31 protein-coding genes are annotated in these 20,407 nt (G+C 58.2%); 16 read left to right on the top strand and 15 right to left on the bottom strand.

Annotation, left to right across the window (positions count from 1 at the left end):
• Nucleotides 1-9: 9 nt before the first annotated feature.
• The 11 genes from BJF87_RS11460 to BJF87_RS11420 form a co-directional block, all read right to left on the bottom strand.
• A complete protein-coding gene (locus BJF87_RS11460; RefSeq protein WP_139319463.1) occupies nt 10-315 on the bottom strand; it encodes a hypothetical protein in 306 nt (101 codons plus the stop codon).
• Complete coding sequence (locus tag BJF87_RS11455) at nt 312-1,052, bottom strand: hypothetical protein (RefSeq protein ID WP_084813182.1); 741 nt, start codon at nt 1,050-1,052, stop codon at nt 312-314. The genes BJF87_RS11460 and BJF87_RS11455 overlap by 4 nt, the downstream gene beginning before the upstream one ends.
• Nucleotides 1,053-1,729: 677 nt before the next feature.
• Complete coding sequence (locus BJF87_RS27205) at nt 1,730-2,383, bottom strand: HNH endonuclease (protein ID WP_396246699.1); 654 nt, start codon at nt 2,381-2,383, stop codon at nt 1,730-1,732.
• A complete protein-coding gene (locus BJF87_RS11445; protein ID WP_075863154.1) occupies nt 2,383-2,763 on the bottom strand; it encodes a hypothetical protein in 381 nt (126 codons plus the stop codon). The genes BJF87_RS27205 and BJF87_RS11445 overlap by 1 nt, the downstream gene beginning before the upstream one ends.
• Entirely contained in the window at nt 2,721-2,984 is a 264-nt protein-coding gene (locus tag BJF87_RS25765; protein WP_139319462.1) for a hypothetical protein, read from the bottom strand. The genes BJF87_RS11445 and BJF87_RS25765 overlap by 43 nt, the downstream gene beginning before the upstream one ends.
• A 47-nt stretch (nt 2,985-3,031) precedes the next feature.
• Nucleotides 3,032-3,178: a hypothetical protein gene (locus BJF87_RS26090; protein WP_158037498.1), complete on the bottom strand. Its 147-nt coding sequence runs from the start codon at nt 3,176-3,178 to the stop codon at nt 3,032-3,034.
• Complete coding sequence (locus tag BJF87_RS25760; protein ID WP_139319461.1) at nt 3,175-3,534, bottom strand: hypothetical protein; 360 nt, start codon at nt 3,532-3,534, stop codon at nt 3,175-3,177. Before BJF87_RS25760 ends, BJF87_RS26090 begins: the two co-directional genes overlap by 4 nt.
• 2 nt (nt 3,535-3,536) lie before the next feature.
• Nucleotides 3,537-3,833 (bottom strand): hypothetical protein, encoded by a 297-nt coding sequence (locus BJF87_RS11435; RefSeq protein ID WP_075863152.1) that lies wholly within the window; start codon nt 3,831-3,833, stop codon nt 3,537-3,539.
• 158 nt (nt 3,834-3,991) lie between these two features.
• Entirely contained in the window at nt 3,992-4,729 is a 738-nt protein-coding gene (locus BJF87_RS11430) for a restriction endonuclease (RefSeq protein WP_075863151.1), read from the bottom strand.
• Between the two features lie 34 nt (nt 4,730-4,763).
• A complete protein-coding gene (locus tag BJF87_RS25755) occupies nt 4,764-5,003 on the bottom strand; it encodes a hypothetical protein (RefSeq protein ID WP_139319460.1) in 240 nt (79 codons plus the stop codon).
• Nucleotides 5,004-5,226: 223 nt separating this feature from the next.
• Nucleotides 5,227-5,856 carry a hypothetical protein gene (locus BJF87_RS11420; RefSeq protein WP_075863149.1) on the bottom strand — a complete coding sequence of 210 codons (630 nt, stop codon included), beginning with the start codon at nt 5,854-5,856 and terminating at the stop codon, nt 5,227-5,229.
• Nucleotides 5,857-5,987: 131 nt separating this feature from the next.
• Here BJF87_RS11420 and BJF87_RS11415 point away from each other — a divergent pair, with 131 nt between their 5' ends.
• From BJF87_RS11415 to BJF87_RS11405, 3 genes are all read left to right on the top strand, one after another.
• A complete protein-coding gene (locus BJF87_RS11415) occupies nt 5,988-6,560 on the top strand; it encodes a hypothetical protein (RefSeq protein ID WP_139319459.1) in 573 nt (190 codons plus the stop codon).
• Between the two features lie 392 nt (nt 6,561-6,952).
• Entirely contained in the window at nt 6,953-7,522 is a 570-nt protein-coding gene (locus BJF87_RS11410) for a hypothetical protein (RefSeq protein ID WP_139319458.1), read from the top strand.
• A gap of 786 nt (nt 7,523-8,308) precedes the next feature.
• The gene (locus tag BJF87_RS11405; protein ID WP_075863146.1) at nt 8,309-8,545 is read left to right on the top strand and encodes a hypothetical protein; all 237 of its coding nucleotides are present in this window, start codon (nt 8,309-8,311) and stop codon (nt 8,543-8,545) included.
• Nucleotides 8,546-8,570: 25 nt separating this feature from the next.
• On the opposite strand, the gene BJF87_RS11400 is transcribed toward BJF87_RS11405, so the two are convergent.
• Together BJF87_RS11400 and BJF87_RS11395 are read right to left on the bottom strand one after the other, a co-directional pair.
• The gene (locus tag BJF87_RS11400) at nt 8,571-9,065 is read right to left on the bottom strand and encodes a hypothetical protein (protein ID WP_139319457.1); all 495 of its coding nucleotides are present in this window, start codon (nt 9,063-9,065) and stop codon (nt 8,571-8,573) included.
• Nucleotides 9,066-9,189: 124 nt separating this feature from the next.
• Nucleotides 9,190-9,903 carry a replication-relaxation family protein gene (locus tag BJF87_RS11395; protein ID WP_075863144.1) on the bottom strand — a complete coding sequence of 238 codons (714 nt, stop codon included), beginning with the start codon at nt 9,901-9,903 and terminating at the stop codon, nt 9,190-9,192.
• A 528-nt stretch (nt 9,904-10,431) separates the two neighbouring features.
• Between BJF87_RS11395 and BJF87_RS11390 the strand changes: the two genes are divergently transcribed.
• From BJF87_RS11390 to BJF87_RS11365, 5 genes are all read left to right on the top strand, one after another.
• Nucleotides 10,432-11,361 (top strand): hypothetical protein, encoded by a 930-nt coding sequence (locus tag BJF87_RS11390; RefSeq protein ID WP_075863143.1) that lies wholly within the window; start codon nt 10,432-10,434, stop codon nt 11,359-11,361.
• Nucleotides 11,362-11,527: 166 nt separating this feature from the next.
• On the top strand, nt 11,528-12,118 hold the full coding sequence (locus BJF87_RS11385; protein ID WP_075863142.1) for a hypothetical protein: 591 nt from the start codon (nt 11,528-11,530) through the stop codon (nt 12,116-12,118).
• 231 nt (nt 12,119-12,349) lie between these two features.
• A complete protein-coding gene (locus BJF87_RS11375; protein ID WP_075863140.1) occupies nt 12,350-12,589 on the top strand; it encodes a hypothetical protein in 240 nt (79 codons plus the stop codon).
• A gap of 3 nt (nt 12,590-12,592) precedes the next feature.
• The gene (locus BJF87_RS25750) at nt 12,593-13,147 is read left to right on the top strand and encodes a hypothetical protein (protein ID WP_139319456.1); all 555 of its coding nucleotides are present in this window, start codon (nt 12,593-12,595) and stop codon (nt 13,145-13,147) included.
• Nucleotides 13,148-13,567: a hypothetical protein gene (locus tag BJF87_RS11365; RefSeq protein WP_075863138.1), complete on the top strand. Its 420-nt coding sequence runs from the start codon at nt 13,148-13,150 to the stop codon at nt 13,565-13,567. It abuts the gene before it with no gap.
• Nucleotides 13,568-13,602: 35 nt separating this feature from the next.
• Here BJF87_RS11365 and BJF87_RS26085 read toward each other — a convergent pair whose 3' ends face one another.
• The gene (locus tag BJF87_RS26085) at nt 13,603-13,758 is read right to left on the bottom strand and encodes a hypothetical protein (RefSeq protein ID WP_158037496.1); all 156 of its coding nucleotides are present in this window, start codon (nt 13,756-13,758) and stop codon (nt 13,603-13,605) included.
• A 702-nt stretch (nt 13,759-14,460) separates the two neighbouring features.
• On the opposite strand from BJF87_RS26085, the gene BJF87_RS11355 reads away from it, so the two are divergent.
• From BJF87_RS11355 to BJF87_RS11340, 4 genes are read left to right on the top strand one after another with little or no spacing between them, the layout of a single operon-like run.
• Nucleotides 14,461-15,417, top strand: coding sequence for a hypothetical protein (locus BJF87_RS11355; RefSeq protein ID WP_075863136.1), 957 nt, complete (start codon nt 14,461-14,463; stop codon nt 15,415-15,417).
• Nucleotides 15,414-15,626: a hypothetical protein gene (locus BJF87_RS11350; RefSeq protein ID WP_075863135.1), complete on the top strand. Its 213-nt coding sequence runs from the start codon at nt 15,414-15,416 to the stop codon at nt 15,624-15,626. The genes BJF87_RS11355 and BJF87_RS11350 overlap by 4 nt, the downstream gene beginning before the upstream one ends.
• On the top strand, nt 15,623-15,904 hold the full coding sequence (locus BJF87_RS11345; protein ID WP_075863134.1) for a hypothetical protein: 282 nt from the start codon (nt 15,623-15,625) through the stop codon (nt 15,902-15,904). The genes BJF87_RS11350 and BJF87_RS11345 overlap by 4 nt, the downstream gene beginning before the upstream one ends.
• On the top strand, nt 15,901-16,134 hold the full coding sequence (locus tag BJF87_RS11340; protein ID WP_075863133.1) for a helix-turn-helix domain-containing protein: 234 nt from the start codon (nt 15,901-15,903) through the stop codon (nt 16,132-16,134). Before BJF87_RS11345 ends, BJF87_RS11340 begins: the two co-directional genes overlap by 4 nt.
• A 117-nt stretch (nt 16,135-16,251) precedes the next feature.
• On the opposite strand, the gene BJF87_RS11335 is transcribed toward BJF87_RS11340, so the two are convergent.
• The gene (locus tag BJF87_RS11335; protein ID WP_075863132.1) at nt 16,252-16,971 is read right to left on the bottom strand and encodes a hypothetical protein; all 720 of its coding nucleotides are present in this window, start codon (nt 16,969-16,971) and stop codon (nt 16,252-16,254) included.
• Between the two features lie 201 nt (nt 16,972-17,172).
• Here BJF87_RS11335 and BJF87_RS11330 point away from each other — a divergent pair, with 201 nt between their 5' ends.
• The 4 genes from BJF87_RS11330 to BJF87_RS11315 all read left to right on the top strand — a co-directional run bounded on the left by BJF87_RS11330 (nt 17,173) and on the right by BJF87_RS11315 (nt 20,222).
• Nucleotides 17,173-18,174 carry a hypothetical protein gene (locus BJF87_RS11330; protein ID WP_075863131.1) on the top strand — a complete coding sequence of 334 codons (1,002 nt, stop codon included), beginning with the start codon at nt 17,173-17,175 and terminating at the stop codon, nt 18,172-18,174.
• 970 nt (nt 18,175-19,144) lie between these two features.
• Nucleotides 19,145-19,342, top strand: a complete 198-nt coding sequence (locus BJF87_RS11325; protein ID WP_075863130.1) for a hypothetical protein — start codon at nt 19,145-19,147, stop codon at nt 19,340-19,342.
• Nucleotides 19,339-19,932, top strand: a complete 594-nt coding sequence (locus BJF87_RS11320; RefSeq protein WP_075863129.1) for a DnaJ domain-containing protein — start codon at nt 19,339-19,341, stop codon at nt 19,930-19,932. The genes BJF87_RS11325 and BJF87_RS11320 overlap by 4 nt, the downstream gene beginning before the upstream one ends.
• Nucleotides 19,929-20,222, top strand: coding sequence for a hypothetical protein (locus BJF87_RS11315; protein ID WP_075863128.1), 294 nt, complete (start codon nt 19,929-19,931; stop codon nt 20,220-20,222). Before BJF87_RS11320 ends, BJF87_RS11315 begins: the two co-directional genes overlap by 4 nt.
• The last annotated feature ends 185 nt before the right edge of the window (nt 20,223-20,407 follow it).

The following is a 20,407-nucleotide window of genomic DNA, read 5'->3' as shown; positions in this document are numbered from 1 at the left end:
GGTTAGTCATCATTCCTCCTCTCTTAACTTGTAATACTCAGCCAGCGTTGCCTGGCTCTCTAAACTCAGCCGTCCACGCTCATGGCTCGGTGCACCCTTCGCTTCGATCACTAGGTCGCACACCCGCATCGCGAGCGTTGCCAGTGCAGCGCGGCGGGGGTCTGCGTCCGGGAACGGCTCACCGGCTCGCTCGATCGCCTCACGGAGCATCTGCATCGAGTAATCGAACTCAATGGCGCTCGGAGACCTCGGAGGCTTTGGGCGTACTCCACGACGTTCTAGTGGGAAGTGGATGATGTTAGAGCGCTCGGTCATGACACGACCTCCTGCTCGACTGGTTCCCTGCCGGCCTCGAGTACCTGGTCTGCGGCCTTGAAGATCGCGAGCACGTCGGATCGTTCCGGCTTCTCGCCCGCGCTCCAGCTCTGGATATACGCACGGCTCACACTCGCGGACTCAGGCGTGAGTAGTCCCAGCTCCTTAGTGACGATGTGCGCCACTGCCTCCGCGCCCAGCTCACGCATCCCCCGGTGCTCCATGTAGTCCGAGTGATCCTCTGGCCTGGTGTGGCCGAGCATGACGTGCCCGGTCTCGTGGAAGAACGTCTTCTCTGGATAGACGGCGGCGGGGTTGATCGCGATGTCGCGGTTGACCGAATAGCCCTGCATGTTGCCCCGGAAGTCCTCGAACGCCACTTCGCGAATGGACAGCGCAGCGAGTGCGCGGCTCCGATTCCACTCAGGTAGTTCCAGTTCAGGCAGCGGCTCACCCTCGGTCATGCTCACGGGGAAGATGCTCTTGACCGGCTTGAATCGCTGGATCAACTTGTCTTCGCCCGTTTCCTCATCCTTCTCGCCGGTCTTCACCTTGATAGGCCGACGGATGTAGTACGCGCCCTTCATCACGACCTGGCGGTTGACCTTTTTCCATCCCTCATACGTGGCGATGGGCTCTATCGGGCAGCCTTGCATGAGAAGGAAGGCGCAGTTTGAGGTGCTGTACTGGTAGAACCGCCTGTAAACGTTCTGCAAGCTTCCCTCTACCGTCAGCATCTGATGAAGCAATTCGTTCCAGTCTGGGTTTGCTACCTCGGGAGGTAGCTCAGCCGGTGGTCGCCGCCGCCCAGCCATCAAGCTGGTCTCCTGGCTGGTCGCCGGTTATGTGCTTGCTCAATTCGGGTCGCCCACGTGCAGTTACCTGGGTCATAGTCCCCGTCAACGTCAACTCGTTCGATTGTCGTCGTTGTATTCAACTTTAGATGGGCGCAGTAAGCGGGGTACATATCTGCTACGAAGTTCTCGAATCGTTGCCAACGCTCGCACACCTTGATCCCGCGAGCGCCATAGTGTCTGTAGCTCTTGACGTTGGGATTTTCACACCTGTTCTTCATTCCTCGCCATACACGATAGAAGCGAGTGTTAGTCATTCCGTGAGTAGTGAGCTTCCGCCAAGACTCTTGGGTAATATGTGAACGAGCGATTGCGGCGTTCTTACGGCTCGCAGCTGACTTAAGGCATCCGCACGAGAGCTTGTAGTTCTTGCCCTGCACTGTTGATCTGGCCGCGAGTATGGTGTTTCCACAGGCACACTGGAACCGGCTCTTAAACCGACCAGTGGTGTCCTTCTCCGAAGTCGTCTCCATGAACGTCAGGATCGAGCGTGATCGTTCGTCCCACGCAGGGTTGGCGACGTTCTCGGGTAGCTCGGCTGGTTTACGACGATCAGCCACTTACGTAGTTGCCTCCACATACTCAAAGTTCAAGCAGGCAAAGTCGCGGTGTAGCGCGATAGCCCATTGGTCGCGCATCCAGGCCGCCTCTAGCTCGTTTGAGAATGAGCCAACGCATATGGTCTGCCGCTCGACCATGATTCGAGCTTGCCATTTGTTCGACTTCTTGTGTACACCCACAAATTTGCGCGCGTTCAGACGGTTCATCAGATTTTGAGATCTAGTAGCAGCGCGTAGATTTGCAGACCGATTATCCAGTGGGTTCCGGTTGACGTGGTCAACATCCAGGCGACCATCCAACAACCGTCCAGCCTCTCGAAGCACAAAACGGTGTAGATATCCAGCCTTCGCGCTGTAAACGTAGCCGTCACTCCTCACATGCCAGGAATATTGAGCAGCTTGTGTGAAAAGCGAGGTGTCCACTTGAGCTGTCAAACCTTTGCCCACGGGGAGTAGCTTGTGATCCTTGGGTTGAGTTATGGCACTCAAACGCCGTTGCCTGTAGCGATCCCCATTGGCTTTTGCTGCTATGGCCTTGTCACACGTCAAAGAGCACTGCGTCCGGACCCTGCCGCGCACTGACGACCTCGACGGAACGAACTGTGTGCCACACCATCGACACACAGCAATCGTCGAATCCGTTGCTGTAGCCATCACTGATCCTCCGGCTGCTGTAGCCATAGTTGAGGCCATCCTTCGACCGGATCGTGGCTCTCGCGGCCTTGTACGTACGCCTGGAGCTGTTCAACCCATCGGCGTATCTCGGGTGCGTCCTGTTGGATCGAGAGCCGGTGCTCTAGGTCGAGTTCGTCGGCTAGGCGGTGAGAGATAGCGCCGGATGATGAAAGCGCGTAGAGCGCGGTGAACTGGCCGCTGTGCAGCATAGATGCAATGACCTTGGCGGTGGCATCGTCGATGCGCTGCTCGGTCTCGAGTGCACGGTCTATGGATCGCTCTATTAGTTCCTCGTCGGAGTAGCGGGGTTGGTCTTCTATCTGTTCGTCTTGCGACTGTTTGTTGTCTGGTCGTTCCACATCACCTCCTTTTTCACCCAGTAGTCACTCTTTTTAACATATTTGCGGCTGCGCTTTTTCAAACGCTTCACTCGTTCTAGGCGTTCCAGCTCAAAGCTCTGCACTTTTGCTTCTCGTTGTGCATCAAAAATTGCACGGGCAGCTTTGAACAGCTTCTTATCTGCTTCGTCCGGTTCTTTACCTACAGATTGAAAGTAGTCGCAGAACATGTCACCGTTCACATAATTGCAACCACAGTCACACACGTAGGGGAGATTAAGCAGGTTACTCATCCCTCACCCCCCAGCTTCTCGCCAAAGAACGTCACCACCTCGCTCTCGGCTTCGAGGCCGTCTGTTCCCCCAGCGGTGATGCAGGCATAGAGCTTCGCTATGTCGATGGCTTCTTGGTCGGTGAGGTGGATGGTGCGGGTCATCGCAGGAACTCCACCACTGATAGTTGATGCAGCGTTACGCGCCAGGCATTGCCGTAGGAGTAGTCGTAGTTCGGCTCATCTTCGTTCGAGTAGCCGCCCCACTTCTTGGGAGCAAATCGTTCGACCTCGTGATCATCTTGATCTACATAGACCAAGAGGCTGCCGCGCGTCCACTCACCCGCACCGTGGTTATCGACCTGATCTGCCCAGTATCTCTTGAACAGCGCCCACGCCTCTTCGCGATCGTTGGCTCGAATGAAGTGATGTTCTTCATCTCTATCGCTGTAGGCACCTTGTTCCAGCACGACTTCCCATAGCGTCGGCTTTACTTCCACCTTGTAGTCGGCTTGCGGCATGCCTACGCCCCCACACACTCCAAGTACAGCGCGGTGCGTCCTGGAGTCTTAGCTTCGATGTCCTCTGCGAGGCCGGCGAACTCGAGCGATTGCAGTGAGTCAGCAATACGCACGAACAGGGCGTTGTCGATCTCGAGCGCCTGGCGACACGCATCCGGAGTCTTGTGAACCGTCTGGGTCACCCGCTTCTCGACGGGGACCTCGACCTGCTTGGTCACGACTTTGTCGACCGGGTACGGCTTGGCGTAGATGGTGGCAGCAAGGGCGAAGCCCAGGCCGAAGACGAGTGAGAAGACCACCCATTTGGTGGTGCGTGGATGACTCCGGGCTACATCCCGAATGTTCGATTCCTTGTATTCAGTTGTCATTATTTAGTTATCTCCGCTTATATTGACGCTTTTAGTATGCGCGCAATCGCGGATAAATGCAATAGTAAAGTGCAGAGGGGCGTAGATAACTAAGTAGGGAATATGTCCTCAGCCTTACGCCTCAGGTAGAAATCCCAAACGAGAAGCAGAACTCCAAGGATGGCCCAGATGACAGTCCATGCGATGCGCGACCCTGGTGAGGTCGTCTCGTGATCCCATAGGTAGAAGGGAAAGGTCGAAATAAGGATGAATAGTAGTCCGAGTCCGGTTCGCCACCATACTGGCGCACTTACGTCTTCAATCGGCTTCGTCTCTATCCGCTTTAGCTTATGCTCCGGAACGGGACGAGCCACCTCAGCTCTGATCTCTTGACTAACGGCCCACAACCCCTTGGAGACCTGCACTGTCTGCTTCGCGATGTCATCGATCTTGTCCTCGCGCTTCTGTTGGGTGCTGCGAGTCAGTTTCTTGCCGGCCTTGTTGACTGCCCACCACGTCGAGTCGTCCGCGAACCCGAAGAGGGCTATGTCGTGCTTGTCGGCGTACTCAACCGCCAACGGACTGTAGCCACCCGAGCTGAAGAAGAGGAGCTGCTTCTTCACTTCCTTGCCGCGGGCTCCGTAAAGCTGCTGGAGCGCTGGCCGGCCGATCTGCGAGTTCCAGTGTTTTACCTGCGCGAGTCCACGCTTCGAGATCACGTCGACTCCGCCGTCGCCGCTCGCAACCGTGACCTTTGCATCCCTGAATCCGAGGCGCTTCCGCATGACCGTCGCCGCAAGATACTCGGCGTCCTCAGGGGTAAGGTAGGCGGTCTTCTTTCCGAACACAGGATGAGTGTAGACAAACCGGACGACAAGATCGTTAGATCAACTTAGACATACGGCTGTCGCCGAACACGCCGACGTCGCGCCGTACCTCAGCCTGTAGGGCATCAAGAACCGACTGGCCTTGCAGGTGGTCGAGATACTTTCCGTCCACTGCGTAGTCGCGCAGGTCGATCGTCGTCTGGTCAAGCACGACTCCAACCGGGACGCCGTGCTTCAAGCGCGTCATCCCGCTGCTTGGGATGTAGATGTGCGTCTGCTTCGCGTCCTGGGTCAAGCGGTCAATTAGTACGACCATCGCGGGTCGAGCTTGGAAGTAAGTAATCAGGATGTCTCCTCTCCGGAAGTCCCAGTTAGGTACATCCCATGCGTATCGGGGAGTCCCTCCCTCCATGACAGTCCAGAAGTCGTCCAGGCCATCGCGCCAGTCCTCGGCGGCCGGTCGACCTACGAACATGCGTTGGCCCGGACGCATGATCGGCCATGCGTTTCTCGCCATCTCAGCCGTTCCCCCGCTCGCTCATGTAGCTCCAGATCGCCGCATCCAACGCACCTGTGCTCCATCCCCCAGCCTCAGCGGAGTCCTTCACGAGCTGCGAGACCCGGCTGTAGTCATTCCAGTACGAAACGCCGGCCTCCCTGGCGAAGCCCTTGATGTGCATGTCCACGGCCACGTGCTCAGCGGAGCCGGCCAGGACGGCGATGTAGTCGACGGTCTTCGGGCCGACGTACGCGATCCGGCGAAGCGCACTGCGCAACTCCCGGCCACGCGTCTCGTCTGCCAGCGTGCCAGCCAGATCCGCGACGGTCTCGACACCTGCCTCTTCAAATGTCTCGGTGAGCGCGTCGATGACGGCGAGCTTCTGTGGCCCCTTCCAATCGAGTGCCTCAGAGATCGACTCCGACTTCATACGGCGTTTGAACCCACTGAGAGTGTCAGCGTCGGGCCAAAGTTCAATCAGTCGGACTACACGGGGACGCACGTGCGTCTTGTACTTCGCCTGCCGCTGGAGCGCCGCGTCACAGATGATTGCGCCGATGTGGTGCCACCCGCGGGCGGACTCCTTGGGCTCGAGGCCGGCGACCTTGACGTGGTCGAGTAGAAGCTGGACTTCGTCTGACGTTGTCATGGCCCGATAGTTACATAGATGACCGACGACCGTGGGAGGCTTAGATGTGGGGACATAGGACGCGGCAGACCCGGCTAGATCGGCTTGAGGATCACGCGGACGACCCGCACGTTCGACCGTTCAACGAGTATGTGCAGGAGCTGCGAGCCAAGCAACAACGGTTCGTGCCGCGCGTCTCGCCACGCTACGGGGGCGTCAAGGCCAGGCTTCTCGCGGTGAACAAGACCCCGGGGGTCAAGACTGACCCAAAGAAGGGTGGAAGCGGGTTCCTCGACTTCGACAACCGTGACCAAGGAGCGAAGCGGCACTCGCGGTACCTACGCGAAGCAGGCATTGAGTTCAGCGACGTACTGTCGTGGAACGCCATCCCATGGGTAGGCGCTGATTTCGACGACAGCAACGAGGTCTTCAGGGGCGCCCAAGCCCTCGCGCGGGTAATCGAGATGATGCCCGAACTCCGCGTCATCATGCTCCACGGTCGCGAGGCCAAGGACATGTGGAACATCACGATCCAGAACAGCTTTCCCCGCGTGTACGAGCGCCACAACCCCATTCAGACTTGGAGTCTCGGGTTCGAGCTGGTGAATCCGAAGAACAACAACCAGGCGCAGATCGACCAATATGAGCGCGAGCTAGCCAAGCGTTCAGCAAAGCCGAGCGGCTCCTTCGATACTCGCCCCCGCCGATGCAGCGCGTCTACATAGAGGGCGACGAGATAACCGACCTGGCCGGCACGATGCCCCCGGAAGCGCCTCGGTCGGCCATGCGGGCGGGCAACCCAGCCTGGGATGACGACTGGGGGCGGGACTGGCCGCTACCGCCAGATGAGCGATAGACCGCCGTTTCGGCCGTCCGACGGCATCGCCTCCGCTCCCTGCACTGTTACTCCAGTTCACCCGTTCAGCTGTACCGAGTCGACTCCGAAGGCGCACCGCCCCAGTGACCGATAGGTTCTGTCTGTCACCTCAGCGAACGGACCATTCATGCGCTACAACCCTCCACCAAATTGGCCTCCTGCTCCCCCTGGATGGACACCCCCTCCGGCTGGACGCCGCCTGCGGATTGGCCACCTGCGCCTAATGGGTGGCAGCTGTGGGTGAGCGACGGTGCCGCCAAGCAACCAAACACTCGCGTGCTGGTCCTAAGCGTGCTGGCCGCGGTAGTCGTCTTGGCTTTGCTGATCATGTCGGCCGTTGTCGTCCTAGACGACGAGTCCAGCGATGCACAAAAATCTGCCGCACCTGTCGGTGCGAACATTCCAGATCGCGGGTGCAAACTGACCACGTCCGACATTCCGAAGGAGACGCTGCACAGCGACTACGTCGCGATCGCGAGCGAAGTTGTCCAGAAGTCCAATAAGGCCAGCGAAATACCTACTCTAAATTGGAACGTGTTCTGTGACCAATACAGCACCAAGTCTCGCAGCATAGGTGGTTACCAGAATCAACGAGAGTTCGAGAACTTTCAGCGATCAATCTCGGACGGCACAACCTACAACATCTATCACTTCGTCGGCGTCACTGAACATAGCCGCGACGGCGACACCGCAGTACTCGAGGTGCAGACCGTTGTGCAATACGGCCCGACCGTCAACTACGACAACAAGATAGACCAGCGATACACCTTCGTAATTGAGCGTGGTAGTTGGAGAATCCTTTGGGGTTGAACACCGAGCTGCTTCTGGCCCCCTGTTAGTTGGTTTCCTTTTTACATGTCTGATGGCACCCTAAGCACTCCCTTCTTTCAGCCGTATAACTACGGGGGGAGTTGGTAGTCAAGCGATCCCTGATGGGTTCGGCGGTGAGTCTATCCTGGAGGCCGGCGGCTGTCCGTTAGGGCGATAGCTAGTCTCGGGCACGCTGTCACCTGCATAGCTTCATAGCTTCATAGCTTCGAGTGCCGCAGGTGATCAGAGTATAGATTTAGACTTCTTGTTAAGGTGCATCATCAGTGCAACGCAGGGCTTACCACGCCCTAGAAGGTTGAGCCGATTTACTGGTGCGGTTTAGGGTCTCCACCAGAAGCCACGGTCAGGGACTCCCCGAGACTACAAAGAAGGCGCCCCTTACGGAGCGCCACAGCTTCTACTTCACTAACTATTATATAGCAACGCGAAAAAGATTCAAGACCCTCCGTAGGTTATCCATCCTAGGAGCAAGCGACTTTGAAGTAGAAGCTTGCTATTCACTATTCAAACACGAACACACGGTTCCTTCAATAGCGAAGCCGCCCCTCCTTTTCAGGATTAGGGCGGCAACTGTGTTGAGTGATGTATATTTTACAAGCGCACGGCGCAGTGTACGACGCCATGCGATACCTATGTGAGGTGGAGTTGGGAGTTTGTATGTACCGATGGAAGGTGCCAAGCCCGCGGAGCGTGCTTCTGCCTTAGTCATAGCAGGATGAAACAGTATTCACAATATCCCGGTTTCATGATTAACTTACGGCAGATATGGGCATCAACGATCACGACTCTCCCTCCTTACTCCTGAACCGGACCCTTCAGGTGCCCGACTACACCATCCCCCGCGTGCTGAGCGACCTCCAGAAGGAGCGCAAGGACAGCGAAGGCCGCACGCGGTACCTGCGCCGCCTGTCGGATGAGAAGGACATGAGCTGGAGCGCGCAAAGGCGCCGGGAGTTCGAAGAGATGAAAAAACGCCGCTCCGAAGAGGGAGCGGCGTCGTAGCACGGCGTGGGGCTATTCAGTTAGATCAAGCGGCCTTCTTCGGCATCACCACGTAGCGCGCACCTTCACGACTGGCCACCAGCGCACCGAGCTGGCCATGCGTAGTGTAGGCAAGACCGTCGCCAGCCAACTTCTCCATGGTCACTAGGTAGTCGGGGTTCAAAATCACTTGCTCAATCGCGCCAGGCGTTGCGTCACGGATCTGTCGAAGCCAATTCGGATAGACACCGGCCGGTTCGCCAGCCAACTCGTGGAGTTCCTCCGACGTCAGAAGGTCCTTGGTGCTCGCCAGCTTGTACCAGCGTGTCAGTGCGTCACGTGAGATCGTCTTGTCTGCTATGTCAGAGAAGTCGCCTGCGGGCAAAACTGCTAGCACGTAGCCGTCAGTGGCTACCAGTACAGTGTGCCCGGACTCATCCTTTGATACCGACAGCTCAGTAAGCACCTCACGGGAGATATCGGACGACAGCACCTTCAGTAGCGCTCCGACTTGTTTCTTTGTAAGTGGTTGATAATTCATATGCAGTTGTCTCCTTTTATCTTTACTACTTTATTAGTATGCGCCTTAACTCCCGTTATTTAAACATCAATATGAGCGAAAAGGTTGCGGAATACACAACGCTTATCCGTGGAAAACCCGCCACTTATCCCCACACTTGTGGAAAACCTCCACCCGTACACACCGCAAACAACAGCCGGCCGCTCTCCGGCATCTCCCCCAATATCGTCTCTAGCTCGCGCTTGCGCTCCTCGTCTACCGCCACGAACACGACGCGCGGGAACGGCTGGCCCGGTCGCTCATCACCCCAAGCCCTATACGCGTGCCTGTAGCGGGTGATCTTGTCGATGATCTGCTTGCGGCGCTCCGTACCCATATCCACCTCGACCCATATACGACGGCGAGTCTGTGCAGATAAAACGTCGGCGTTCACATACAAGTCTGGAGTCACAGTGACGCCAGCGATTTGCACGTGGCAGTCCGGTTCGTTCACAACCTCATTGATACGGATAGAGCCTGCCCGCTCCGCCTCGATAGTCATGACGTATGCGTCGACGATGGCCAGGCGGTGCGGGTCGATAGACCGAAAGGGTGTGTACTTGCCCTCGCGGCGAAGATAAAGCCAACCCTTCGGTCCAAGTTGGTAGATGTACTGACCCGAGCCCCCAGCCCATCCCCCGACCGTCCGCCGTTCCACCGTGCGCAGCAAGCCGTTTGCCGCGAGACGCGCTAATACCTCGCCACATCGTGACTTCGCCTTGTTCTGCGAGAACTCGATGGTTCTGACATGACCGGAAGTGACTTGTCCGAACCGCCCTACGAGACGCAGAATCCTCCCGTCGCGTGGCGAGATGATCATAACTACAGTGTGAGGCGAGCCAGCCCGCGCCGTCAACCCCGCGTCGCCGCTGGTCAGTGCGCACGCGCGACCGGATCGAGACCCATGGTTCGACCGTAGCGATCAACGTGGCTCTGTAACTGCACGTACTTATCCACAGACCGCAACATATTAGTATTGCAAATTATTTTCAATAAGCGCATACTATTCACATACAACCGGCGCGGGGCAGCATTACAGCACGCAGCACAGAGTTGTGAGTTTGGGTATAGCAACCATAAGCGGAGAGAAAGCGTTTATGAAGCAGTATGGGTAGACAGTCCATCAAAGTGATTGGCAAGAGCACCGGCATCGCCTGGCTCAAGCTGATCGGCAAATGGGGACGCGCCACTCGCATTAGGACTTCTCGGTTTGACGAACTTACTGACCAAGCCATCGAGCGCGTAGCCGCTCGAGACGGCATCAATGGCAGCATGGTCATCTATACCGGCGTCCGACGCCTGGAGGTAGTCCGCAAAGAGATAGCAAGCATTAAACGGGAGAGACGGGGTGAGCGAGACCACGACAGACGAGCATCTTGACGAGGTGGGCAAAGAGTCCATCAGCGACAAGGCGGTAGACCGGTACGAAGCGGAGAATAGCTCGGCTATCGCTATACGCTCCCTAGACGACATCAGCCGTCTGTCGAAGATCTTCATCCAGAGCGGAATGTTCAAGGGTGACCGTGGAGTCAGTCAGGCTCAGCAGGTGTACCAAGCGGGCGTCAAGATCATTGCAGGTGTCGAGTTCGGCATTCAGCCGTTCGCTGCCATCAGAGGTATCAACATCATCAACGGCAACGCCGAGATGTCTGCAAACCTCATGGCCGCGAAGGTCAAGAAACATCCGAAGTACGACTACCGTGTCACCTACTGGGAGAACGACGGATGCGTCATTGAGTTCTACGAGATCCCCCGTCCAGGCGTACCACGCGCAGAGTGGGACAAGCTCGGAGTTTCCAGCTTCAAGAAGGCGGACGCTGAAGCAGCTGGCCTCATGAGCAATCAGACCTGGCGCAAGTTCCCACGCAATATGTACTTCGCCCGCGCTATCAGCAACGGCGTCCGCATCTACACGCCAGACGTCTTCTACGGCGCGCCTGTGTACGTGGAGGGTGAGATCAGTGGGGACTTCGAGGCGAAGGCCGACGAGAGCCCTACACCGCCTGCAGATGACATCGAGGCCACGCAGCCAGAACCCGTCGAGGGTGAGATTGTGGAGACCACAGAAGTCGCTGTTGGTGACGAGCCAACCGAGGGAGTCGCTACAGATCCCCTTCAGGAGAAACTCGACGAGATTGCCGAGCTAGCGGAGGAGCTTGGTCACGGCCCGGATTGGTTCGTCCACGTCTCGACCCTCATAAGAACCGAAGCTGATGCGGAGCAGGTTTACTCCAAGCTCCGTACGACGCAGATAGACAAGATGATGAACGGTGAGTAGCCGCTGCGTCGTCTGTATGAGCCCTGAGCAGCACGACCACGACGCCAACGGGGTATGCGGGAGATGTCAGTACATCAACCGAGACACGTACGACCTGGTACTCGCCTGGTGAGCGCCAACGACGTGCACATCGAAACTAACGCGGTGCTCAGCACCGGAGGAACACATGCCGCAGGGCATCAAGAAGATCAATGAGACGAGCTTCGCTCAGATCAAGAAGTACATCGACACTAATGGAGCGAAGGCAGCAGAGGAGAAGTACGGCTACTCCGCGGCGACCATCCGCTCACTTAAGAGCGCGGCGGACTACACCAGCTGGCGCACGAAGCGTCGCGCTCAGCAGTCGAAGCGCAAATCGACCGGCACTCCGATACAGCCGGTAGAGAAGGCTCAGGCCATTCAAAAGGCTCAGGCCATTCAACCGGTCGCGCAGACCCAGTCCGTGACATCACCAGAGATTAAGAAGCCAGGCCATGGGCGCGTTGCCCCGCAGCGGTCGGTATCGCACCGCCCGGCTACTCAGCAGGGCCGAGACCAGTTCTTCGTCACTCGTGAACAGCACGACCGTGACCTCCGCAATCAGGCGCAGCTCATTAACCGTGCACTGGAGCTGGTGGGCAAGCTCGGCAAAGAGGTGCGGGGGCTGACCAAAGAGGACGCGGCCTACCGCCAGGCGGACATACTGCTCGCCGATAAGGCTACGAAGTCCCGCTGGCAGCGGTTCGTCGATGGCATCCGCCAGGGGTTCCGGTCTTGAGCGGGACACTTGAAGGAGGGCTGAAAGCTGCCGCCACAAACAAGGCCAAACACGGCAAAGATTTCTATGCCCGCATCGGCGCCATGGGAGGCAAGGTCGGCCGAACTGGTGGGTTCGCCGCCTACCGGTCTTGCTCCTGCAAGCTCATCAAGCACGGTCACCACGTCGCCCAGTGCGCTGGCCTCAAGGGCGGTAGGAAGAGCCGGCGCGGGTCGACCAAAGAGGTGAGTGATGAGTAAGCGCATCGACAACAGAGAGTTCGTGGTCACCTGGCTGAACAGTGAAAGTATCGAGGAGGTCGCGAAAGCATTCGGCCGGTCAAAGGGCGCCGTCGCGGCGAAGGCCACCGAGCTACGCAAACGCGGCGTGCAGATTCCGAAGTTCACGAAGAAGTTGAGCGAGACTGCACAGAAGCTAGAGGTAGCGCAGCTCAACTCACTAATTAATAAGCACCAGAAGGAAGCGAGGTGATATATGGCAGAATCAAAGTTTGAGGTGGGCGACCGCGTGAGGGTGGTCAAGGCGGTGAGTGGCGCTCTTGGTATGAACGGGCGCCAAGGGGTCCTCACAAATAAGCGATCAACCAGCGGAGTCAATTACGGACTCCGAGTAGAGACAGACGATGGCGTCGTGTGGAGTATCGGACACGAGACTGACGTGCTTCTTGAACTAATAACCAAAGGAGAAGAGGTGAAACCATACCAACGCAAGACCTACAAACAACTCAAAGACAGCGTGACCGTCAAGAAGGGCGCGCTCTGGCAGGAAGCCTGTGACGACGGCGACCAGGAGTATGTGCTCCTCGACTCCGCTTTCAACCGCGACCCTCGCCAGACGCAGCGCATCTACGACCGCTCACTCGTTGAAAACGACCCCAAGAACTTCGCCGAAGTCTTCAAGGTGAGCCCCGAGTACCAGACTCGTGAAGAGCTGGACCTGTGGGAGGCTTTCCAGAAGAGCCAGGCGAAAGTCCGAGTCACGAAGCCGGCGGCGAAGCGCGTTGCGCGGAAGACCAAGAAGGCGGCATAGATGACGCGGGACTACGAACAACCCAACACGTTCGGTGAGTACTCGTTCCCCGAGTGGGTACCGCAGCTGACCGGTGACATGATCCGCAGCTTCTGGGGCATCTTCGGCAGGACGTACGAGGACTGGCTCGACAGTCCCAACCACCAGGGTGTGCGGGAGTTCTGCCACCACGGGCCAGGGCCAAACGGGTTCGGGATGCCACCCAACTACGCCACCGTCGAGTTCATGCTGAAGGACCGCAGGAAGAGCGCCGAAGTCGGCTCCGACGTGTACAAGCTCGTTCGCGGTCGGTACGTCCACCGCTGGAACAACATGGGCTCGCTCATAGATGAGCACGGAGAGGACCACACGGTGTCGACATGCGACCGGTGGGTCCGCGTGTTCGAGACCGTGGACGAGAAGGTGCGAGTACTGAACTAGAACCTGGCTCGGCCTGTACCGGGACCAGGCGTAGCTCAGAATTCGCTCAGGTACTCTGAGGCTTCCTTCGGACTGAGCTCGCCGGCCTCGACCAGTTCGTTCGCTATCTCACAAATCCTGTTCGACAGAGCGGCGTCCGGGTTGTCCTGATACTTGGCGATCAGGAACACCAGCTGCTTGCGACTGGCCATCGCCCACCTCCTCGAGAGTGGACGCAGCCTAGCAGCAAACTCTCACAGATCCCCACAGCGTTTGCATCGATGACAGACGAACACCAACGTCCCTAGGTCATCGTCGTGCTTGAGCTGACGAATGTAGAGGGGTCTCACGTAGACGCGGTTGCACTGGTAGCAGTAGCGCCGGTCGAGACCGTTGGCCTCCATCCAGGCGACAACACGGCGACGGAGCGGATCGTCACGAGTCGCATACGCGCGCTTCGGCCGCGGGCCGACATGTCGACGCACCGCTCGCTGGACTGCTCGCTCCCCGACCTTCAAACCAAGCTGCTCGATGATCTCAGCGGCAGAGAGGCCGGCCTCGGCGCACATGATGAGTTCGTCTATGTCGTAGGAGGGGCGTCGCATAACTTACGACCATTATCGCATAGTTCGTATTTGTACGAATCGCATAAGGCACATTTTCAGACCCATCTGTCAATAGGCCAACAGAGGTGGAGGTTCAGAAAGCCAGCTAGACCATAGGTTTCGGGACTTCGCTACTTGACGAGATGCATAAGAAAATTGTCTTGCTAGCACGCATTTGGCATTACGCCATAAACACGCCGGTACGTCAAAGCGACGTCAACAGCAGCACCAAACATCGAGTTTTCCACAGGCACAACGAAACCTAGCAATTACATAATATCGCCAACCTGGCGAAAAGGATAACTAAATATGGACAACCAACTCGTACCCGCCAGCCTGCAAGCCAAGCTCCCGGCTTACCGAGTCGACCCAGCTGACGCCCAAGCTCTGCTCGTGGAGTACGGCGCACCGTTTACCGAGGCCGGCGAAATCCTCACGACCTTCGAGACCATCCAGGTCAAAGACGAGGACGATAAAGCCACAATGAAGCTCGCCCGTGCGCATCGTCTAAAGCTGCGCCAGGTGCGCATCGGCGTGGAGAACAAACGCAAGGAACTCAAAGCCGACATCGTGAAGCGCGGCAACGCTATCGACGGTGTGGCACGCTTCGTCAAAGAAGTGATCACCCCAGCCGAGGAGTACCTCCAGGCGCAAGAGGACTTCGCCAAGATCAAAGAAGCGGAGCATAAGGTTGCTCGACTGGCACATCGCATTGAAGCACTCTCGCCGCTCACAAACAACACCTCGGTGTACGACCTGGACGCCATGTCGGACGACGACTTTGAATCCCTCATCACGAGACTAAAGCAGGAACGCGACGATAGCCTTGCCGCCGAGGAAAAGGCGAAAGCAGAAGCGGCGGCCCGGGCGGAGGCGGAGCGGCTGGAGCGGGAGCGCATCCGCGCCGAGAACGAAGCGCTGCGCAAACAGGCTGAGGTCGAGCGACTTGAACGCGCGGAACTGGAGCGCCAGTCTCGTGAACGTATCAACGCCGAACGGGCGAAGCGCGAAGAGTTGGAGCGGGCAGAACGCGAACGGCGAGAAGCTGAGGAAGCCGAGAGACGCGCCGAGTGGGAGCGCCAGCGAAGAGAGCGCCTGGCCCCTGACCGCGACAAACTGCTCAGCTTCTCCCGCGCACTCGAAGTGATCCGCACTGAGAAGCTGCCAGAAGTCGCGTCAGAGGAAGCTCGCGGCGTCATCGACAAGATTGACCGCGACCTAGTGGCGATGCAGAACATGATTACCGAGCGGGCGTCAAAGCTATGACCGAACGCCCCATCCGCCCTCCCCATGAGAACCTTCTCTCCTCCGCACGCTTCACGCTCAACCGCGCCTTGGAGCTACTCCCCGACCCTGAATCCCTCTCGAACACAGAGCTAACCGACCTGCACGGCATGATCGAAGACTCGATGTCGACGCTGACTCAGATGGGCCAGACGGTGGTGGACGAGATCAAGAGGAGGGGCGCGTCATGACCGCGGCACTTGAGGTCACCGACTACATCGACTTCGCTCCCTACGACATGCCGGTTGCGGAGCGCCGCAAGCTCGACGTGGGCGACATCTACATCAACCAGGTACGCCACACTACGTGCGGCTGGTACATCAGAAGCCGCAACCGGCACGACATGCGCCGCTGCAAATGCGGGAAGCTCTCGATCGATGGGGGCAGTTGGTACACGAAGGTCAGCGGCGACGTGCAGAACGCGGAGTATCACGTGGTGCCGTACAAGTTCGTGGAGGTTGAATCATGAGCGCCACCGACCACACGCCCACCCACGACCCCTCCAGCCAGTGCGCTCGACTCCTCAAGCACCTCAAGAAGCACCGCCGCATCACCAACCGTCAGCTGATCAGCATGGGCATTTTCCGCGGCAGTGCTCGGATCAAAGATCTCCGGGATGAGGGTTGGATCATCGTCACCAACCGGGTACACCGCGGGCTGTTCGAGTTCGTGTTGGTCGGACTTCGCGACGAAGATTAAAACGGCCGGTCCTCGCTGCTCTTCGATGCAGCGAGGACCGGCCGTTCAAGCCGAGCGATCATCGACATTGAGCTTCCGCAACCGACGGCGAGCACGGCGGGTGCTGCTCTGTCCGGGCTACGAGGGGATGTCGATCCAAGCAGCCGAGCACTGCTCCAGCGTGTCAGAAGCTACGCCACCAAAGAGTGGTAGCCGCTCGATGTCGGTGAAGAACTTTCGCATGGCGGTCCAACCTCCGATACGGAACGTAACGATCGCCGGGAAGGCGAGGATCGCGAACCCGCCGAGACAGAGGAGGTAGCTGCCGACATCCGCGAGCAGCTTGCCCCAGTCGACCTTGACTCCGCCACTGTCAGGGTTACTCGACATCCCGGTTCCGTCGATCTTCAAGCCAACGGGAGACGGTGAAGTCATCTCTAGCCACTGCGCCGAACCGGGGACCTGTCCAGTACAGGTGACCGTCACGACATAGTCCCCATTAGGAATTGGATTCGGGTCGTCGGGGCCAAACGGCTTCGTGCTCCACGTCCCGTTAGCCTTCACGGGTACGAACCCACTGATGAAGTTGAATCCTTCACCGTTGCGAGCGTTATCGGACTGTCCAGTGAACAGGCACTCCGCGCCATACGTCTGGCCGTTGAAGTTGCCTGTCGGACGGAGCCCGCTTGCACTCACGCTGAGAAATCCACCTGATTTCGAGGTGAACTTGACCGAGCCGTCTGACGTGTAGCTGGCTACAGAGTCTGCTCGCGCCTGGGACGGCACAGTGACCGCCAACGCCAAGCTGGTCGCCATTACAGCGACGACTACGACGATGGATTTCCACCAGTTGCCCACTCGCCCACCCCTTTATCCAGTTTGAGAGTCGGTCGAACAGTACATTCACGGCAACGAACCGGCAACGGGGAGATCACGAATTAGGCCGAACGGGGGAACGCGCTCGTTGGCACGCCGCGACGCGCGGGCGGTGCTGTGCGTTCTGATTGCTGTCCTACCACGCCGATAGAATCGGACACACAGCAACAGGAGGGGGCGGACATGAGTTCGTCTGACCAAGGCAACTTCGATCTCGACCCAGAAACGAAGGCTGCTGTCCGTAGGTTCGTGCAGGCAGGTCCTCAGTTCAAACTCCCGCCCGAGACCATCCGTTCGCTGAACTACCTCACATCGATGACGCCCGCGCTCGACGCCGTGCGAGACAGCATCACGAAGCAGCTCGGACCAACCCTTGCGGCCTTCAACCAATTCGACCAGTACAAAATAAATGTGCTAGCTCCGCAGCTGGTTCAGGTTGCCGCGACCATGTCGAACCTGAACTTCGGGACGAGGCAGCTCGCAACCTCGCCGGGTATGAAAGCGCTGGCTGAGTCGATGAGGTGGTATCGACCGTTCGACTATGGCGTCTCTGCACAGATGAGCGAAACCGTCGCCGCGATTACTGCGGGGTTCGCGGTATCACAGCAGACCGACATGCTCGCCAGCATGAGACCGGTGATGGAACAGCTCAACGCGAATCTCGCCTCCACCTATAAGATCACTCACGCCTTCACTGTTGCGAACTCATCTGCACTGTTTGGTGCAAGCCAAGCGTTGGCCGGCCTCAACGAGTCACTGAAGCTCAAACAATCTCTGATCACCTCCGACATGGCTCGCGCGATTTTCGCTTCTTCCGAGGCGCTCCGCAGCATAGATGCGCTGACACTCTCCAAGATCAATCTCGTGGCGGACTACGCCGAGCGGGTCAACGCCCTCCTGGACGAAGATGAAGCGCTCGCCGACGTGGTCGAAGTTGTCGAACGACGCCTGATCGACCGATTCAAGATGAGCCGGGAAGCGGCACATAACGCCGTGAGAGTACTCGTGTGGATGACAGTTTTCACTGGCATATTCTGCGGCATTATGTTTGGGCCGGCCGGTTTAGCAGCGGTGATTGGTGCAGTGTATTCCGCGTCTGGACTACTTAACGCCGATAGCGTCTCCAAGAAGGTCGCTAGCAAAGTGGTCCCGCTCGATAAGGGAGACGATGAGGCCGAAGACTAGTTATCCACAGCCAGGAAGCCACTTCGCGACATTTTACTATTGCAAATGATTTTCATTAAACGCATACTAGATACATCACTAAGCGGAGACAACATAAGTGAATAGCAATAGCGAATTATCCAAGTTCAAGCTCTACTACGAGGACATCCACGAAGCCTCGTACTGGCGCCAGCTCATTCGGCGCACCACCGCGCAGTTGATGCGCGAGCACATACAGCGACCGATCGCCGCCCTGGCTCTCTCGATGCCGGCGCGGGTGAAGCGTAGACGTAGATAGGCAGTCAAGAGCGTTGCCCGCCCCTGCGAAAGCAGACGTCCGTGATGGCCTCTCACCATCGGCAACCCAGAACTTGGCATCTACCCGCTCCTTGGTGACTGCGAGCACCTGGGAGCGGGCGCGGGACCTTTACATTTTGAGTTGAGCGCAACCAATAGACCGCCCACAGGGTGCAAGTACGTCAGGCTGAATCGCGATAACGCCTGTCCTCTGGAACGACGGTGGCGGCTACTTGCTCGCACAGTTAGGATGAATGCCGCTTCAGGTGGTCTATCGCTTGTGCTCAACGGTTGTGCCGAGTTGCGGCCAGACGAGTAGCCCAGTCGAGGTTGCACCTTGAGGAGAGGCTAGATGGGTCGCTGCCATCGGCTCGCCTGGCTGACGTCGATGGGCGCACGATAGTCCTAAGCCGCCGAACGTAACAGACAAGGGCGCCGGTGCCTTAACCATGTATTAGGCGTACGGCTGACGTGTCGACTCCGCAACTCTGCACAACCATCCACACTTGCGCACTGTTCAACCCACCGTGCGCGAGTGTGGGCGGACGAGCCATCACCCAAGTAGTTGTCTCCGCAACTCTTCGCTCGTCCGCTCTTCACGGCATCAGCTTGCCGCATCTTCTCCAAAACCTCGCTACTCGGAGAAGATGCAGTGAGCTGATCTCACTAGCAAACGTAAACGGAGACAACATGTATGGAGAGAGGAACATTCGACACAGCAGGACCGCTCGAAGTTGCGAGTGAGCAGCGCCGCCAAGGCATCGCCCGTCTGGCGTTCCAGCTGATGTGCAACGACATGCTGGACGAGGCGCTGGCAGGTAAGCGGTCGGTGGAGAACGCGGGACAGACGATCCTGCAGCTCCGGCCGATGATTCTGGGGGAAGAGGCATGATCGACGCCTACCCTCTTCAGTGGCCGCCGGCCTGGCCGCGCGCAGCGTCACCAACACGATCAAGTTTCGGGCGCTTCACCTTCGAGCAAGTGCGCACCGAGGTGCTGCGTCAGCTTCGACTTCTCAAGGCGACCGAAGTCGTCATTTCGAGCAACCTGCGCCTCCGCCAGGACGGTTTCCCCTACTCCGGCCAACGTCAACCAGAGGACACCGGTATCGCGGTCTACTTCAAGCTCAACGGCGAGGACCAATGCATACCGTGCGACAAATGGACCACCGTGGAGCACAACCTGCGCGCGATCATCCTGACCATCGAAGCACTCCGCGGCCTCGATCGCTGGGGTGCGAAGGAGATGGTGCACGCGGCGTTCCGGGGCTTCAAGGCCCTTCCGTCCGAAGTGATAGTCACGCCGTTCACAGCGAAGCCGTGGCACGAGGTCTTAGAAGTCTCCCCCACCGCGTCACCAGAGACGATCAAAGCGGCGTACCGAGCACAGTTGAAGAAGCATCATCCAGATTATGGCGGGCGTGAAGCTGACCTCATCGCGGTGCAGCGGGCTTACGAGCAGTCGACCGGGGCACGCTCATGACCTCCTTCGACCGCCTCCACATCGACCTCACCGTCCCTGAGACGGACGACTCCGACGAGCAGCTGGTGATCGGTGACGAGCGAGCCTTCCTGGAGCTACAGGAAGCGTCCTACGTCCGCGAGATAGGTGCGCGTGCGTTGATTGCCGCGACCAGACTCCTGAACCTCGCCTACGAGGCGCGAGAGGTACTCCAGGACTGGGACGAAGTGCCGGCCACGCGACGTAAGCGACCGGACCTACTGCACGCGGTGCCTGATCTTTTGCCGGAGGGAGTAGACGGACATGCTTGAACTTGATGGCAAAAAGTATCGGCTGGAAGAGGCATACGTATTCGACGACGCGGACGTCGGGGCCTGGTGCACGGATAGGTGACAGGGTTAGTCACGCGGCCTGAGGGGCCTCGTGGTTGATGATGGTCTCGAATTCAATGGGGGTCAATCTGCCGAGGCGGTCCTGTCGTCTGCGGCGGTGGTAG

Origin of the sequence: Gordonia sp. CNJ-863 (genome assembly GCF_001942325.1) — a bacterium.
In the GTDB taxonomy this organism is placed as follows: Bacteria; Actinomycetota; Actinomycetes; order Mycobacteriales; family Mycobacteriaceae; genus Gordonia; species Gordonia alkanivorans.
This window is presented reverse-complemented; position numbering and strand designations above follow the sequence as displayed.